Genomic DNA, 15,125 nt, shown 5'->3' with positions numbered 1-15,125 from the left:
TCCCAGAGTCCTGCGGAGACGGTGCGCCGCGTGGGCGAGAAACGAGGCTCCCATAGATGGCTAGGCGCCCTTCCGCGCGTTGCTTTTCGCCGATGGCTCGGTGTCGGGGCCTTCCACGAACCGGTAGCCCACCGAGCGGATGGTCTCGATGCGCGCCGTGGATCCCAGGTGGTCCATCTTCTTCCGCAGAAACGAGATGTAGGCCTCGGCGTTGTTGCCGCTGGCGGTGGAGTCGGGGCCCCAGGCGCGGGCGATGAGGGCGTCCTTCGACACCACGGCGCCCGGCGAGCCCAGCAGGATGCGGGCGATGGCGAATTCCTTCTGGCTGAGGCTGATGGTGGCATCGCCGCAGGAAAGATCGAGGCTTTCCAGATCGAGCGTCAGGTCGCCCGCGGTGATGGTCTCGAACACCACGTCGCCCTGGCGCCGCGTGAGGGCGCGCAGGTGCGCCATCAGCTCGGCGGGCGAGAAGGGCTTGGTCATGTAGTCGTCGGCGCCGGAATCCAACCCAGCGATCTTGTCGGCGGTAGCGTCGCGGGCTGTCAGCAGCAGGATGGGGGTGCTCACGTGTTCGCGGCGCAGGCTCTGGGCCACGGTGAAGCCGTCGGCTTTGGGCAGCATCACGTCCAAGATGATGACGTCGTAAATGCCCGCGGTGCCGTAATCGATGCCTGCTTGCCCATCGTGCACCATGTCCACCGTGTAGCCGTTGTCCTCCAGAATGCGCGATAGCGCCTCGGCTAGGCGGACGTCGTCTTCAACAACCAGAATATGCACGGCGCGCTCCTTTGCGACCTCGAATTATGCTGGGGCCATTGTACCGCGACGCCTGAAGGCAACCTGAAAGGAAATCGGGTGCTTCAGTGAGTTTTCAGGGTCAATGCCTATGATGGCCGCCGTCAAAAAATGGAGATGTGGCTTGGCGGTGGCGTTTCGCGCCCGCCATGAGGGCCGCACAGCACGGGAAGAGACATGATGGCGTACAACAGCGTATTCAAGCGCGTCGAGAAGAAGTACCGTATAACGCCTGCCCAGCGGTGGGCGGTAGAGCAGGCCGCCGGCCACGAGGGCGCCATGGCTGTGGATGCTTACGGGCGCACGCGCATCACCAGCTTGTATCTGGACACGCCTGAGCGCGCCGCCATCGCCCGTTCGGTGGAGAAGCCCCTGTACAAAGAGAAGCTGCGTCTGCGGGCCTATGGCGAGCGGCCCGGCCTGGCGCTGCTGGCCGCTTTCGGTGCGGCGCCTCTGCGACGCGACCGCGGGGAACTGCCCTTGGCCGACGACGAGGTGCGGGCGCGAGTGCGCGCCGCCTGCGTGGTTGCGGGCATGGAGGCGGCGGCCTTCCCCGTGTTCTTCGGCATTAAGAAGAAGTTCAAGGGCATTGTGTACAAGCGGCGCTTGGCGTTGAGCCTGCCGGCGGTCCTGGCGTTCGTAAGCGGCTTGTCCTACGAGCTGGCCTGTACGCGCTGGCCCTTGGCCGACGCGAACCAGGCGGCGGCTGGGTTGGCGCCGGCGACGCGCCAGATCGCCCGCGAGCTGACCGCGGCCATGGACCGCTGGCTGCCGTTGGTTCCCTCTATGGGCATTGCCTGCGATCGTGAGGCGTGGGGGCTGCGCCCGGGGGCGGAGGCGGCGTTCGACGCGGATTTGCGCTTGACGTTCGACGATCGCTTGCAGTATCTGGATTGCCACGAGGCGGATGCGCCTTGGACGCCCATCATCGACGGAGCCGAGTCCATCATGGAGGTCAAGAGCGCCGGCCCGTATCCGCCTTGGCTCGTGCGTGCGCTTTCGGCTAGCGAGGTGTACCCGACTTCGTTCACCAAGTACGGCAATGCGTATCTCATGGCCTCTGCGCACAGAACCGAGCCGATTTTGGTCACAAGATCGACTTTTGTGCACATGCGCCCTGATCGGAGCCCGAGTGAATATCGTCATTCGATAAATAGAGGCAAAATGGCTCGCTCAATGTAGGGCGGGAGGCGCATAAGGCCGCTTTTTGGACACAAAAGTCGAATTTCTGACCATTTTCTTAGCGAAAACGTGCAACAAGGAAGGATTGCTATGCTCGAATCAACGTTTAGTTCGGTGTTCGGATCGGCCGACTCCCTGGTAGGGGCGGTTTCTGCGGCCGATTTCCTGCTGTGCTGCCTTTTCTCGGTGGTGCTGGGAATGGCCTGTGCGGCGGTGTATATGTTTCGCCACAACTACTCGAAGAACTTCGTGGTGACTCTGGCTCTGCTGCCGCTGATCGTGCAGATGGTCATCACGCTGGTAAACGGGAATCTGGGAGCGGGCATCGCCGTTATGGGCGTGTTCAACCTGGTGCGCTTCCGCTCCATTCCCGGGTCGGCGAAGGACATCGGCAGCGTGTTTCTGGCCATGGCCGTGGGTCTGGCTACGGGTATGGGCTTTTTGGTGCTGGCCGTGGTGTTCACCGTGGTGGTGGCGGTGGTGAATCTGCTGTTCGTGCTGACGCCCTTCGGCAAGCCCCGCGAGCCGGGCAAGACGCTGCGCATCACCATTCCCGAGGACTTGGAATACGACGGCGTGTTCGATGAGGTGTTGGAGCGCTACACCGCCGAGTCCGAGCTGACGGAAGTGACCACCACGAACATGGGCAGCCTGTTCCAGCTGACCTATCAGCTGCGTCTGCGGGCGCCGGGGCTGGAGAAGGCGATGATCGATGAGCTGCGCTGTCTGAACGGCAACCTGAAGATATCGCTGGGAATGACCCCTCAAGGACGCGAGACGCTGTAGCGCTGTGTCGGGGAACCGCCTCGAGAGGTTTTCCCGAATAGAATGAAAATGCAAACACTATTGGGAGGATTTGAATGATGAAGATGCAGAGTTTGGAAGCGGTGGCGCAGCGGCGTCGTCGGTGGGCGCGCGGGGCGGCAACGTCGGCGCTGGTGGCAACGCTGGCGCTTACGGGCTGCACGGGCGGCACCTATGAGTCGGGCGATGAATCCGCGACGGGCGGTGATGGTGCGGCCGAGAACGCGACGACCGAGACGATCGACTGGGATGCGCTCATCGATATCGATGGGATGGACTTCGAATACACCGATCGCGACAAGGACGCCTCCTACGATGCGGCTGCGGCTACGGCCATCACGTTGAACGGGGCTGGCGCCTCGGTGCAGGGCGACGGCGCGACGGCCGACGGGTCCACGGTGACTATCTCCGCGGCGGGCACCTATGTGGTGTCGGGCGAGTTGACGGACGGATCGCTGGTGGTGAACGCTACCGACCAAGATAAGGTGCAGGTGGTACTGGCCGGCGCGACCATTCGCAATGCCGCCGGGCCGGCGCTGGAGGTGCAGCGGGCCGACAAGGTGTTCGTCACCTTGGCCGACGGCACGCAGAACACCCTGGCCGACGGTGCGCAGTATGCTCTGGCCGAGGGCGAGGACGAGCCGAACGCGGCGCTGTTCTCCAAGGACGACCTGACCATCAACGGCACCGGTGCGCTGACGGTGGAGGGCAACTATCGCCACGGCGTGAACTCCAAGGACGACCTGGTTATCACGGGCGGTACCGTTACTGTGACCGCCGTGGAAGATGGCCTGCGCGGCAAGGACTGCGTGAAGATCGCTGACGGAGCCTTTGCTGTGACGGCGGGCGGCGACGGCGTGAAGTCGAGCAACGACGAGGATCCCACGCGCGGTTTCGTGTCCATCGATGGCGGCACGTTCGCGCTGGACGTGCAGGATGACGGCGTGCAGGCGGCCACGTATCTGCGCATTACCGGCGGCTCGGGTGCGGTGACGGCGGCTGACCATGCGCTGCGCTCCGAGGTGGAGGCGGCCATGACCGGGGGCAGCTTCACCGTGGAAGCGGGTGGCAAGGGCATGAATCCCGAGACGCGCTTCACCATGGACGGCGGCGAGCTGACGGTGACGGGCTGCGACGAGGGCATCGAAGCTGAGAAAGTGATCATCAACGACGGCACGTTGAGCATCGTGGCAAGCGACGACGGCATCAACGCCGCTGTGGCCGAGCGCTCCGATGAGACGGCTGATGCTGCGGCTGCGGACGGTTCGTCTGGCGCGGATGCGGATGCCGCGGGGGCTGCGGGTACCGAAGATGCCGCTGACGGCGATGCCACTGGCGAGGCGCCTGCCGAGTCCCAAGGCGACAAGGGCGACCGCGGCGTGCGGGGCGGCGATGCCGCGTCTGGTGACAACTTCCAGCCCCCCGCGGGCGAGGACGGCCAAATGCCCGAGCCGCCCGAGGGCTTCGACGGTGCCCAGGACGGCGAGCGTCCCGAGCTTCCCGAAGATCTCGACCCTCAGAACATGCCCCAGGACGGCGAGCGCCCCGAGCTGCCCGAAGGCATGGAAGAGGGGCAGATGCCCCAGCGTCCCGAAGGCGATGAGGGCTTTGGCGGCGCGCCCGACCAGGGCGGCCGCGGGGGCGCGGGCGGTCCGATGGGAGCTAATGCCAGCGAGGACTGCCTTATCCAGATCAACGGCGGCGCGGTGACCATCCAGGCCGGAGGCGACGCGGTTGACTCCAACGGGTATGTTGAGGTGACCGGCGGAGTGCTGCTGGGTGCTAGTTCCGGCAATGGCGACAGCGCGCTCGATTACGAGTACGGCGCCTCTGTTACGGGCGGCACGGTGCTGCTGGCCGGCTCGGCGGGCATGGCGGAGTCCTTCACCGAGGGCGCTCAGCCCTTCGCGCTGGTCATGGTTCAAGGGTCGGCAGGCTCTACGGTGGCGGTGGCCGACGCCGCGGGAGCGACCGTGATCGACTACACGACGCCCGTTGCCTTCCAGTGCGTGCTCGTGTCGGCATCGCAGTTCGCCGAGGGCGATGCCGGCGTGGTGACCGTTGACGGCACGGCCACCGATTTCACGGCTTCCGCCACGCCGAGCAACACCTGGGGCGCCGGTGGCATGGGCGGCCGCGGCGGCGCAGGCGGCATGAAGGGCGATGGAACTCAGGGCGAGCAGCCGGGTTCCGGCGATGCGCAGGCGCCGAACGCCCCGGGCGGCGATGCGCAGGACGGCCGCGGATCCGGTGGCCGCCAGCGCGGTCAGGACGCGGCGTCTCAGGGCGGAACGGCCCAGGAAGCGGCGAGCCGCGAGTCTGCGTCCGAGTCAGGCGGTCCGAGGGCTGAACTGACGGCTTAGAGCGACCTGCGGCTGCCGCAACCCCGTGAATTGGCTTCGTTTGGACGGTTTTGTTACGGAAGCAGCGCCCCGACCCTGCATCATGCGGGGTCGGGGCGCTGTTTTCCCAGGTCGGTTCCTGCTGGTGTGGCTCCCTTCCCGCCTCTTGGTCACAAAACTGCGATTTCCAAGCCAAAAGAACGCCCTTGCGCTACACTTTTTCTAGCAGAACGCGGCGGGCGTCCCTTGGCGGGCGTCCCGTATCTACGCTGCCTGCGGCCGTGCCTCTCCGGTTCCGCCGCGATGAACGGTTCGGACGCGAGGCAAGGAAGGTTATGCGCGATTCGTCTCTGGCGCCGCTTCTGGCGGTATTCTACGGCTGCGGGTTTCTGGCCGGCTTCAACGAAAATCTGGTGAATATGGCTCTGGTGGCCATCATGGGCGACTTCTCGGTGGACGCCGTAACGGCTCAGTGGCTGGTCACGGGCTATATGATTGCCGTGACCGTGGTGGTTACCTGCATGGCCTACCTGTATCGACGACTGACCATGCGCGCCCTGTTCTTCATGGCTGCGGGACTGAGCATCGTCGGTTCGTTGGGCGGTCTGATCGCCCCCGATTTCGCGGTGCTGCTGGCGGCTCGTCTGGTGCAGGCGCTGGGCACCGGCGTGTTCATTCCGCTGATGATGAACGTCATCGTCGATCGCGTGCCCCACGAGCGCATGGGCACGTACCTGGCCATCGGCTCGGCCATGATCACCGTGGGGCCGGCGACTGCTCCCATTGTGACAGGCTTCATGGTAAGCGGCCTGGGTTGGCGCAGCGTGTTTCTGGTGCCGTTGGCGGCGGCGCTGCTGCTGACGGCAGCCGGCGCCTTCGTGGTGCGCGACAGGCGCGAGCCTACCCGCGGGGGCTTCGACGTTGTCTCGGCGCTGCTGGTGGCGGTGGGCGTCACCCTGTTGTCGCTGGGGCTTTCCGAGATTGCCCTGCATCCGCCCGTGGGCGCGGCGGCCCTGGGCGGCGCGGCGCTGGCGCTGGGCTGGTTCGCGCGCCGCCAGCTGCATCTGGCGCGGCCCCTGGTGTCTATGGAACCGCTGCGCCATGGCTCGTTCTGGCCGGCGGCTGTTCTGGTGATGATCACCATGACCACCTATTTCTCGCTGTCGGTGATGGCCCCGCTGTACTTCGAGGAAGCGGCGGGGCTTTCGGCTTCCGCGGCCGGCGTGCTGATGGTGGCCCCTGTGCTGGCGAATGCCACGGCGGCGGTGCTGGCGGGTCGCGCGCTCGATCGTCGTGGCGAATGGCCGCTGCTGCCTGCGGGCCTTGGTATTGCCGTGGCGGGCTTGGCGGTCACCATCGCCGGGGCCCTGGCTGCGTCGGTGGCGGTTGCCACGGCGGGCATCTTCTTCGGTTATCTGGGTACGGGCATGGTGCTGTCGCCGGCGCAGACGGCTGGATTGCGCCGGCTGCCCGACGAGCTGAACGCGCACGGCGTGTCGCTGATGTCCATGGCCGTGCAGCTGTCGGCCTGCTTGGGGCCGGCCGCCTACATCGGCGTGATGAGCGCCGCGTCGGTGACGGCTACCGCCGCCGGTGCGCCAGCGGCCCAGGCCAGTGCCGAGGGTTTTGCTGCGGCCATGGCTGTTTCGGCTGCGGTGGCCTTCATCGGATTCGCAAGCGCGGTGGTGTACGCCCGCCGCATGGCACGACGGTAGGCGCCCAGGCGGGGCGGTGGGCGCCGACGCGGGTTCGCGAATCGCACATGCCGGGTGGATTTCAGCGGCGCAGCCGGTCGCTGCGCCATGCGATGGTTTTGCGGGGTGGGGAAGCGCTGCTTCGTTGCTCTACCGTGTTGGAGTACAATGGCAGCGGTCCGAGTGTTTCGGACCAATCTCTTGAAGCTGGCTGACGAAAAAGGACGACGGGATGGCTGATATTCGCACGACCGAAGTGGAAGACTTGCTGAAGGTGCTGGCGGCGCTCGATGACCCCGACGCCGTGTTCGCGCTTCTGGAAGACTTGTTCACGGTGCGCGAGATTCGCGAGACGTCTCAGCGTCTCATGGTGGCGCGCCTGCTGTCGGCAGGGAAGTCCTATGCGACCATCGAGGCGGAAACGGGGGCTTCGGCTACCACCATCGCCCGCGTTTCCAAGTGCCTCAGCTATGGCGCCGGCGGCTACGAGCGCGCTTTGAAGATTCTGGCCGAGGAGGGCTGAGTCCCGCGACGGGGCCTGCACATTGCGGCTACCGGTCTGCTCTCGGCAGTGCTCGTGGCGACTGGCTGCTTGAAGGCAAAAAGAGAGGCGGCCCGGGGAAGGCCGCCTTGTCAGGGGTTCGAGAACGGATTGGGGAGATCTCGTCCTCGCGGAAGCCAGGTGGATTGGGGAGTCCCGGCTTCCAAAGAGAGAAGAAGGAAAGGAAAGGGAAGGAGGATTTCAGCTCTTTTCCGTTTCGCTGATGGCAGTATAGGCTGCTCGGTCCGACTGCGGGGCTTTGCGAGGTCGTTAGTTACCATCGCGTAAATAACCGTCCATCTTCCCGTGATAATTCGTCAGCGGTTGCCCGCATGACGGGGCCGGGGAAGGATGCTCGGCGCCCGCGCTCTCCAATTATGAAGAAAATGTAAACCTGGGTGAACAATCTTGCCCGCGTAAATAAGTTACCCTATTATAACTTTCGTCGGAAGGTACGGAGCGCGAAAGCCTGAAGCGCCGAAGCGATTCCGAACTTGCGACACCTCCTCTCTTCTTGTTTTACCGAGTGGCGAAGCTTCTCCTCGTCTCGCTGTCGCCACAACACGAAGCCCGCGGATCCCCCCTCCCGCGGGCCTTCGTGTGTCTTGAAAGACCGTTGATGCTCACCAGTGGGTTCTGGGAGAGAGCCGGTAGACGAACGTCCTCTCCATCTTTTCCTTGATGAGCAGGCCGTGCTCCTCTAGTTCCAGCAGGTCTTGCCGGGCGGTCGCGTAGGCGACTTTGTTGGCTTCGGCGTAATCCTTGATGAGCGCATAGCTTTGCGGCGACTTGCGCAGGGCGATGAGGAGGCCCTTTTGGCGGAAGTTGAGCCAGGGGGTCTCCTCTATTTTGACGCGCACCCGCGCCTCTTCGTTTTCGGCTCCTTCAAGGCGTCCGAGGAGGTCTCTCGCCCCTGCAAGAAGAATCTTCACCTGGCCGGCATACAGCCACGTGCTGTCCAGCCCCTGGTCGTGGGTGTTGTTCGCCTCCTTCACATGAAGTTCCGAGAATCCGTCGGTGCCTGCCGAGTCTTTGCTCGAAAGGGGGATGCAAGCGAGTGCCGGTATTCCCGACCGTTCTCCCAGGACGATTCTCATGAGATATTCGGTGAGGGCATTGCAGGAGGGCCAGGGAGAAAGATCCCAGAGAGCGTCCGCCATAACTATGCTGGCGAAGATGACGTCACGCGGCTCGGTTGCTCTGTTGGCCATGGCGAGGCACGACCGGTAGGAATTCTCGACAAAGTTTGCGTCGTTGACACGATCGATGTCGTAGTACTGGGTGTCGAAGTGCAGGGACCGAATGGGTCGTACATCTTCGGCGCCGTGAACCAAAGCGGCATTGATATCGTCTGCCAGAAGCATCGAGTAGTTTTTCTTCGCCAGGGTGGGCACTTTGGCGAGCAGGCTCCGTGCGTTCTGCACAATGAGCTCGTACTTGCTGCGTGGCTTCCGGTGCCCAAGCCACAGCTCTCGAATGACCTCGTCGGTAAGGGGGATGCCGTCGCGGCGAGCGACCGATCCCATCTCTTCGATGACATTCTCGGCGATAACGGGGTTGAAGAATCCCTTGGCGCTGACGTGAAGATTGAGGTAGGAGCGGGGAGCGAGAAGCGATGACAGATCGAAAAGGTCCTTCTCGATGCTCTTTGGCGTATAGCTCCAACATAGGTCTTTTCCCACGTTGACGAACCAGGGCCTTATTTCGTTCGATTCCCCCATGCAGCGTTTGAGGAGGGAGAAGGCGTCCCATAGTTTGCTCGGGCTTATGCCTGCGGGCATATCCATGGCGCAGAACTCTCCGTAGGTGATGGGCTCGTCGACGATGGCCTGCCAAAGCGCCTCGAATTCAGGGGAGAAAACAATTTCGAGGAAGCGTGCGTCGTCTTCTGCCAAAGCGGACCCCTTTCCGAGGAAACAAAAACTGATGCTCGGATATTTATTTCTATTATATGGCTCACTCCGTCACGGAAAACTCCAAGGTGAGGATTGTTTTGCCTTATATCAGTTTTCGATTTTTAACTATTGGAAAATCAAGCATTGCGCTGGTGGAGGGGTATTTCCTATAAAAACGTCAAAGCTGCGCCGAGACGGGACGCCGTCTTCAGGGCATGGCTTCTGCGCCAAGTGCAATGACGCAGGCGTTATGGGGTGAAGGGGTTCCGGACGTTCTTAACCCCCTGTCGGAGGGATTGGCAATCCCTGGAGAATTCAACAAGAAAGGGTCCAAGATGTCCCAAGGCACAAAGAGGTATGCGTATCTCGCTCTTGCCTCCATCTGCATTATGCAGGTTATCTGGGTCGGCATCGGATGGAACAGCCTCTCGCTGTACGCAGCGCCGATTACCGAGGAGTGGGGTATTTCTCGTGCGGCTTTCATGCTCACCATCACCTTGGTGGCCGCATGCAACACTATCGTGAGTATGTTTTTCTACGGCCAGCTAGCGGAGAAGCTCGGTTTGCGGAAACTCATTATTGTCGGCGGCGTTCTCTGCACGGCTGGACTGGCGGTCTTCTCGTTTGCCGAGGGTATTCCGCTTCTCTATTTGGCTGGCGTGCTTTTCGGCACGGGTTGCGCGCTCTTGAACAACAATGCCGTTAATGCCGTGTGCAATGCGTGGTTCCAGAAGAATACTGGAACCTACATGTCCATCGCCTCCACATTCGGCTCGGTGGCGGGCATCGTTGCCGCCACCGCCGTGGCCGCCCTGATCCTTGTTACGGGATGGCGCCCCTCGCTGCTGGTTATTGCAGCTATTAGCGTGGTTGGCATGGTTGTCTGCTTTATCCTGTACAAGGGTTCGCCCGATCAGCTTGGCGTTGCCCCCATGGGTGCCGACGAAGCTGGGTCGCAGGGAGGCGCGGCCTCCGCTGCAGAAGAGACCGGTCCGTCCTACTCGGAGATGCTCAAGACGGGCAAGTTCTGGGCGCTCGCCATCGTGATGCTCATTGTCGGCGTGGTGGGATATGCGATTCTCGCAAATATCCCGCTGCTCGTGGGGGACTTCGGCTTCCCGGAGTTGTCTGGCACGGCGCTTTCGGTGGCCCTTGCGGCCTCGGCAATTTGCCTGATCCCCTTTGGACGCGTGCTCGACAAGCTGGGCAGCCGCGTTATGATCGCCATCTGCTTTGCGTTCCTTATCGTGGCCATGGTTATTATGATGATCGGCGCTGTGAGCCTGCCCATGGTCTATGTCGTGGCCGCCTTGGTGGGCGCTGCCTACGATATGTGCATGACTGCTCCGGGTATCGCGGTCATGGATGCTTTCGGGCGCAAGGATTACGCGAAGAAGATGGGTACGCTCTGCGGTTTCTGCTACGCGGGCGTGGCTCTCGGCCCCACAGTTATGAACGTCTTTTTCGATCTGGGCGGCGGATCCTACACGACGGCGTTCATCGCCTTCATCGTGCTGGCGGTTATCGGCATCGTTGCTATCTTCCCGCTGACCAATCGGGCCAAGGTCCAGTAGGGAATAAGAGGCTGCTGCATTCTCGCCTTGGATATTTGACCTTGAAACGGGCGCGGCCTCTTGACTCGAATGCATTATTCAACACGCTCTTTAGGAGGAGACATGCTCTTTACCGAAGAACAACTGCTCTTGCAGCAAACGGCACGTGAGTTCGCAGAGAACGAGATCCGTCCTCGCATCGCCGATATCATCGAGAACGAGGGGTTCATTCCGGGCGATATCTATCGTCGTATGGGTGAACTGGGCTTCTTCGGCCTGATGGTCAAGAAGGAGTACGGCGGAAGCGATATGGGCATGACCGAGGTGTGCATCGTGACGGAGGAGCTTTCCAAGGTTGCTCCCACACTCGGACTTATTCTCATGTGCGTCGCTCCGGGACTGCCGGGCATTCAGGACGTTCCGGCTATTCGCGACAAGTATCTGGCGGGCTGCCTGTCTGGCGAACTCGTCTTCGACGGCGCTGTAACGGCTCCTGAGGGTCATACGAATATGGCCGAATGGCAGGTTATGGCAAAGAAGGTGGACGGGGGCTACCTTCTCAACGGCACCAAGCTTTTTGTAACGAACGCGGCTGCTGTTGACGTTCACCAGGTTTACGCTCTTGACGAAGACCGTCATATGCGCATTTTCACGATTCCCGGGGATGCGCCCGGCTTCAACCACGATGCTCATGAGATCAAATTCGGCATGAAGGGCTCTGGCGGCGGCACCTGTGTGTACAAGGACGTCTTCTGCCCCGATGATATGGTCCTCGATGGCGAAGTAGGCGAAGGTGAGTTCTACAACAATATCTGGCTTGTCTGCTCGGCCATCTCGCTGGGTGCCATGGAGGGGGCCTTCGATCAGGCTGTCGCCTACGCCAAGACCCGCACCTTCGACTTCAAGCCAGTGGCTTCCATTCAGGCCCAGGCCCAGCGCATCGCCAAGATGAAGTGCGCCATTCTGGCGTGTCGCTCGCTTGTCTTCGACGCCGCCGATGATTACAGCCATGCCGAGACCCTGTCCGATGCTTATCTGAAGTCGCAAGCGGCAAAGGCGTATGTGCCCACGGTTGCTTTCGACGTCACCCGTGAGTGCATGAAGCTTCACGGCGGTTTGGGTTACAGCGACGTGCACGTTTACCACTACTTCGCCGACGCCGTGGCTGGCGCCATCATGGACCAGACCACCGAGTTTCTGCTCGAGAGCATCGCGCACATGATCGACCTCGCCGATGAGCTGTACTAAGAAAGGGGATCTACGATGATTTTCACTGAAGAGCAAGAGCTTTTCCGCCAGTCTGTCCGCGAATTTGCCGAAAACGAGCTGGCTCCGCTGGTTCCTGAGATTCTGGAAACCAACACCTATCCCCCCGAGCTTCTTAAGAAAGCTGCCGAGCTGGGCATTCTCGGCGCCAATTATCCCGAGGAGTGGGGCGGTCTCGGCCTAGGTCAGGTTGAGGTCTGCATTATCTTCGAAGAGATATGCAAAGTGTGTCCGGGCTTCGGCCTCTCGATTGAGATCCTGCTTGTGTCCGCCTCCCATTTCGTGGATGCGCCCATTCGCGATAAGTACCTGCCGGCGCTGCTGGCTGGCGAGACGGCTCTTGGCTCGGGCGCCACACCCCCGACGGGCCAGGCAAATGGCACCGAGTCGAAGTTGTTCTTCACCAAGACCGACGGTGGTTATATTGCGAACGGCACGCGGCTGTACGCTACCAACCACATCGGCGACGTGGTGTATTGCTATGGCCCGGACGAGGAGGGCAACACGCGCTATGCTTTCTTCGAGAAGGGCATGGAGGGGTTCGAGGTGCTCCCCAACGATAAGAAGATCGGCATGGCCGGCAACAATGGCGGCACCATGGTGTTCAAAGATGTCTTTGTGCCCGAGGAGATGACCGGCGTGACGGGCGTGGGCTCGGGAGATGTTTACTACCAGGTGTACGACGGTTGCGCCGCCGAGGCCCTGGGCTGCGCCAAGGGCCTCTACGAGAAGGCGCTTGAATGGTGCAAGACCCGCACCCACAACTTCAAGCCGCTGACGTCTATGACGGCCGTATCGCACAAGCTGGCCGAACTGGAGATGAGCATTATCGCCGCCGAGGCGCTGATCTACGACTGCGCCATGCTCAACGACGAGTACTATCGCAATCACGATGAGGAGGTTGGCGAGCGCTGGCGCAAGACGGCGGAGGCCACTAAGGTCGTCGCCTCTGAAATGCTCGTGCCCGTGGCTTACGAATGCATGAAGCTGTTCGGCGGCATCGGCTACCATGATCCGAATATTTGGCACTACATGGGCGATCAGCTGAACTACACCCACATGGACATCACTAACGAGATCCACTACGGCTCCATGGCCGCACTGATGGGTCTGTAGGAATTCGAGGGTGCAGGAGGGGCGGACGCGTCTAGCGGCGTGGTGGTCCGCCCCTTTTGCGGGCTGCTTAGGTGGGCTCGACCCAATCTAAGAAAGAAAGGAGAAAGACGATGCCGAACGTCGTTGCCTGCTACAAGTGGGTTATGGACGAGGCGGACGTGAAGATTGCTTCCGACCTTTCCGTGGACACGTCTCGCGCCAAGATGAAGATTTCCGACTACGATCGCAATGCTATCCAGGCGGGCGTCGAGGCGGCCGCGGCTCTGGGCGGGTCGCTTATCGGATTGAGCTACGGGGACGATCGGGTGGGAAAGTCCGTTAAGGATGCCCTCTCGCGGGGACTTGACGAGTTGGTCTGGGTCAACGATTCCGATGCCGGCACGGCCGATTCGGCCCGTAGCGCTGCAGTGCTCGCCGCGGCCGTCGGGGAAATGAGTGACGTGGCGCTGGTGATCTGCGCCGACGGTTCCTCTGATCAGTTCTCGCGCCAAACTGCGCCGCGTATGGGCGCCCTTATGGGATGGCCTGTCGTCACGGCAGTGTCGGGCGTCAGCTTCGAGGACGGCAAGCTGGTGGCCGAACGCCAGGCCGACGCCGGCATCGAGGTCGTCGAGGTTGCCCTGCCCGCCGTGATCGCCGTGCTGCCGGAGGCGGCCGAGGCCCCTATTCCGGGCCTGCGGCAGATCATGCAAGCCTCCAAGAAGCCCAGCCGGGAGATTTCCGCAGCCGAGCTCGCGGGGGCGCAAGCGCCCCTGGCATCGGTAGTCGAAGAGCGAGGCTACGCCATGGACCGCAAGAACGTCCAGTGGGACGCGGCGGACGAGGGGTGGCTCGACAATCTGACTGAAGCGCTGCGCAAGGAAGGGGTGCTGTAATGACCAAGGTGTACATTTTCGCCGAGAGCGCCGCCGCTGCCGCGGAGCTCGCGACCTGGGCCCGCCGGAGCGGAGCAGCCTCGTCCATCCTCGCCGTCGGCGATGCCGGCGATCTGGCGGGTGCTGGGGCTGATGAGGTGATCGTGCTCAAAGGGGGTTCCGAGCGCCCCGAGGATTATGCCATCGCCATCGCCGCCATTGTCGGAGAGGATGCCGGCGGGTTGCTGCTCGCCTCTTCAACGGTCGCCGGCCGGGAGGTGGCCGCGAACGTGGCCGGCCGCCTCGGATGCGCCATGGTGTCGGATGCCTCGTCTCTGGAGTTGCGTGGGACCTTCTTGCGCGCCGAGCGCACCGTGCTCGGAGGCGCCGTGGTGGACGTGTGCGAGGCGCCTCTGCCGTGCGTGGCTACTGTCGCCCCCGGCATCGTAGAGCCCGAGCCGGCGCCTCAGGAGAGCGCCGTGGAAGAACGCGTTGTCGAGGTTGACGGGCGCATTGTCCGTCGTTCTCTGAGCCCCTTCCCCGTGGGAGATGTTGACCTGGAGAAGGCATCGGTCGTCGTCTGCGTGGGCATGGGCATCGATGGGCCCGAGGACGTAGCCATGGCCCAGAAGCTGGCCGACGGTTTGGGCGGTGCTGTCGGGTGCACGCGCGACGTGGCCGAGGGGCGTAAGTTGCTGCCCAAAGATCGCTACATTGGCATCACGGGCGCCATCGTCAAGCCTGAGCTCTATCTGTCCATGGGCGTGTCCGGTCAGTTGCAACACGTTTACGGCATGAGGGACTCTAAGGTTGTCGTGGCCGTGGATTCCAACAAGGATGCCCCTATTTTTCGCGCAGCCGACTATGGTGTGGTGGGAGACCTCCACGAGGTTGTGCCCCAGATCATCGCGGCTGTCGGAGCGCATTAGGAGTGGATGGCCCGACGGCGGGCGAACGCCCCCTCACGTAACAAGAAAGGAAAAGGAGGGCCTGCATGGCCGACATTGAACCAGATTTCGACATCATCGTCGTCGGCTCCGGTTGCGCCGGCGCCGTGGCGGCCTACGTGGCCGCGAGCGCGGG

The 15,125-nt window shown here is 62.5% G+C and carries 12 protein-coding genes; 10 read left to right on the top strand and 2 right to left on the bottom strand.

Annotation, left to right across the window (positions count from 1 at the left end; genetic code table 11):
- Nucleotides 1-60 precede the first annotated feature (60 nt).
- On the bottom strand, nucleotides 61-777 hold the full coding sequence (locus VIN30_RS00060) for a response regulator transcription factor (protein ID WP_326426341.1): 717 nt from the start codon (nucleotides 775-777) through the stop codon (nucleotides 61-63).
- Nucleotides 778-972: 195 nt separating this feature from the next.
- Here VIN30_RS00060 and VIN30_RS00055 point away from each other — a divergent pair, with 195 nt between their 5' ends.
- The 5 genes from VIN30_RS00055 to VIN30_RS00035 all read left to right on the top strand — a co-directional run bounded on the left by VIN30_RS00055 (nucleotide 973) and on the right by VIN30_RS00035 (nucleotide 7,340).
- A complete protein-coding gene (locus VIN30_RS00055) occupies nucleotides 973-1,977 on the top strand; it encodes a VTC domain-containing protein (protein ID WP_338208251.1) in 1,005 nt (334 codons plus the stop codon).
- Nucleotides 1,978-2,067: 90 nt separating this feature from the next.
- A complete protein-coding gene (locus VIN30_RS00050; RefSeq protein ID WP_338208250.1) occupies nucleotides 2,068-2,763 on the top strand; it encodes a DUF4956 domain-containing protein in 696 nt (231 codons plus the stop codon).
- A gap of 74 nt (nucleotides 2,764-2,837) precedes the next feature.
- The gene (locus VIN30_RS00045) at nucleotides 2,838-5,144 is read left to right on the top strand and encodes a carbohydrate-binding domain-containing protein (RefSeq protein ID WP_338208248.1); all 2,307 of its coding nucleotides are present in this window, start codon (nucleotides 2,838-2,840) and stop codon (nucleotides 5,142-5,144) included.
- Nucleotides 5,145-5,458: 314 nt separating this feature from the next.
- Nucleotides 5,459-6,838 (top strand): MFS transporter, encoded by a 1,380-nt coding sequence (locus tag VIN30_RS00040; RefSeq protein WP_338208246.1) that lies wholly within the window; start codon nucleotides 5,459-5,461, stop codon nucleotides 6,836-6,838.
- Between the two features lie 211 nt (nucleotides 6,839-7,049).
- Entirely contained in the window at nucleotides 7,050-7,340 is a 291-nt protein-coding gene (locus tag VIN30_RS00035) for a YerC/YecD family TrpR-related protein (RefSeq protein ID WP_338208245.1), read from the top strand.
- Nucleotides 7,341-7,981: 641 nt separating this feature from the next.
- Here the strand turns inward: VIN30_RS00035 and VIN30_RS00030 are convergent.
- Nucleotides 7,982-9,253 (bottom strand): hypothetical protein, encoded by a 1,272-nt coding sequence (locus VIN30_RS00030; protein WP_338208243.1) that lies wholly within the window; start codon nucleotides 9,251-9,253, stop codon nucleotides 7,982-7,984.
- Nucleotides 9,254-9,588: 335 nt separating this feature from the next.
- Between VIN30_RS00030 and VIN30_RS00025 the strand changes: the two genes are divergently transcribed.
- From VIN30_RS00025 to VIN30_RS00005, 5 genes are all read left to right on the top strand, one after another.
- Nucleotides 9,589-10,827 carry an MFS transporter gene (locus VIN30_RS00025; protein WP_338208241.1) on the top strand — a complete coding sequence of 413 codons (1,239 nt, stop codon included), beginning with the start codon at nucleotides 9,589-9,591 and terminating at the stop codon, nucleotides 10,825-10,827.
- Nucleotides 10,828-10,929: 102 nt separating this feature from the next.
- The gene (locus tag VIN30_RS00020; protein ID WP_338208239.1) at nucleotides 10,930-12,054 is read left to right on the top strand and encodes an acyl-CoA dehydrogenase family protein; all 1,125 of its coding nucleotides are present in this window, start codon (nucleotides 10,930-10,932) and stop codon (nucleotides 12,052-12,054) included.
- 15 nt (nucleotides 12,055-12,069) lie between these two features.
- Entirely contained in the window at nucleotides 12,070-13,188 is a 1,119-nt protein-coding gene (locus VIN30_RS00015; protein ID WP_338208237.1) for an acyl-CoA dehydrogenase family protein, read from the top strand.
- 110 nt (nucleotides 13,189-13,298) lie between these two features.
- The gene (locus tag VIN30_RS00010) at nucleotides 13,299-14,063 is read left to right on the top strand and encodes an electron transfer flavoprotein subunit beta/FixA family protein (protein ID WP_338208235.1); all 765 of its coding nucleotides are present in this window, start codon (nucleotides 13,299-13,301) and stop codon (nucleotides 14,061-14,063) included.
- A complete protein-coding gene (locus VIN30_RS00005; protein ID WP_338208234.1) occupies nucleotides 14,063-14,971 on the top strand; it encodes an electron transfer flavoprotein subunit alpha/FixB family protein in 909 nt (302 codons plus the stop codon). The genes VIN30_RS00010 and VIN30_RS00005 overlap by 1 nt, the downstream gene beginning before the upstream one ends.
- The last annotated feature ends 154 nt before the right edge of the window (nucleotides 14,972-15,125 follow it).

Source organism: Adlercreutzia wanghongyangiae (genome assembly GCF_035989245.1).
GTDB lineage: Bacteria > Actinomycetota > Coriobacteriia > Coriobacteriales > Eggerthellaceae > Adlercreutzia > Adlercreutzia wanghongyangiae.
Note: the sequence above shows the minus strand (reverse complement) of the source record. Positions and strands in the feature narration are given on the sequence as shown.

Excerpts from the sequence above, each read along its gene's own strand:
- VIN30_RS00040 (WP_338208246.1), top strand. The coding sequence starts at position 5,459 with ATGCGCGATTCGTCTCTGGCGCCGCTTCTGGCGGTATTCTACGGCTGC.
- VIN30_RS00010 (WP_338208235.1), top strand. The coding sequence starts at position 13,299 with ATGCCGAACGTCGTTGCCTGCTACAAGTGGGTTATGGACGAGGCGGAC.
- VIN30_RS00025 (WP_338208241.1), top strand. The coding sequence starts at position 9,589 with ATGTCCCAAGGCACAAAGAGGTATGCGTATCTCGCTCTTGCCTCCATC.
- VIN30_RS00015 (WP_338208237.1), top strand. The coding sequence starts at position 12,070 with ATGATTTTCACTGAAGAGCAAGAGCTTTTCCGCCAGTCTGTCCGCGAA.
- VIN30_RS00055 (WP_338208251.1), top strand. The coding sequence starts at position 973 with ATGATGGCGTACAACAGCGTATTCAAGCGCGTCGAGAAGAAGTACCGT.
- VIN30_RS00020 (WP_338208239.1), top strand. The coding sequence starts at position 10,930 with ATGCTCTTTACCGAAGAACAACTGCTCTTGCAGCAAACGGCACGTGAG.
- VIN30_RS00005 (WP_338208234.1), top strand. The coding sequence starts at position 14,063 with ATGACCAAGGTGTACATTTTCGCCGAGAGCGCCGCCGCTGCCGCGGAG.
- VIN30_RS00050 (WP_338208250.1), top strand. The coding sequence starts at position 2,068 with ATGCTCGAATCAACGTTTAGTTCGGTGTTCGGATCGGCCGACTCCCTG.
- VIN30_RS00045 (WP_338208248.1), top strand. The coding sequence starts at position 2,838 with ATGATGAAGATGCAGAGTTTGGAAGCGGTGGCGCAGCGGCGTCGTCGG.
- VIN30_RS00035 (WP_338208245.1), top strand. The coding sequence starts at position 7,050 with ATGGCTGATATTCGCACGACCGAAGTGGAAGACTTGCTGAAGGTGCTG.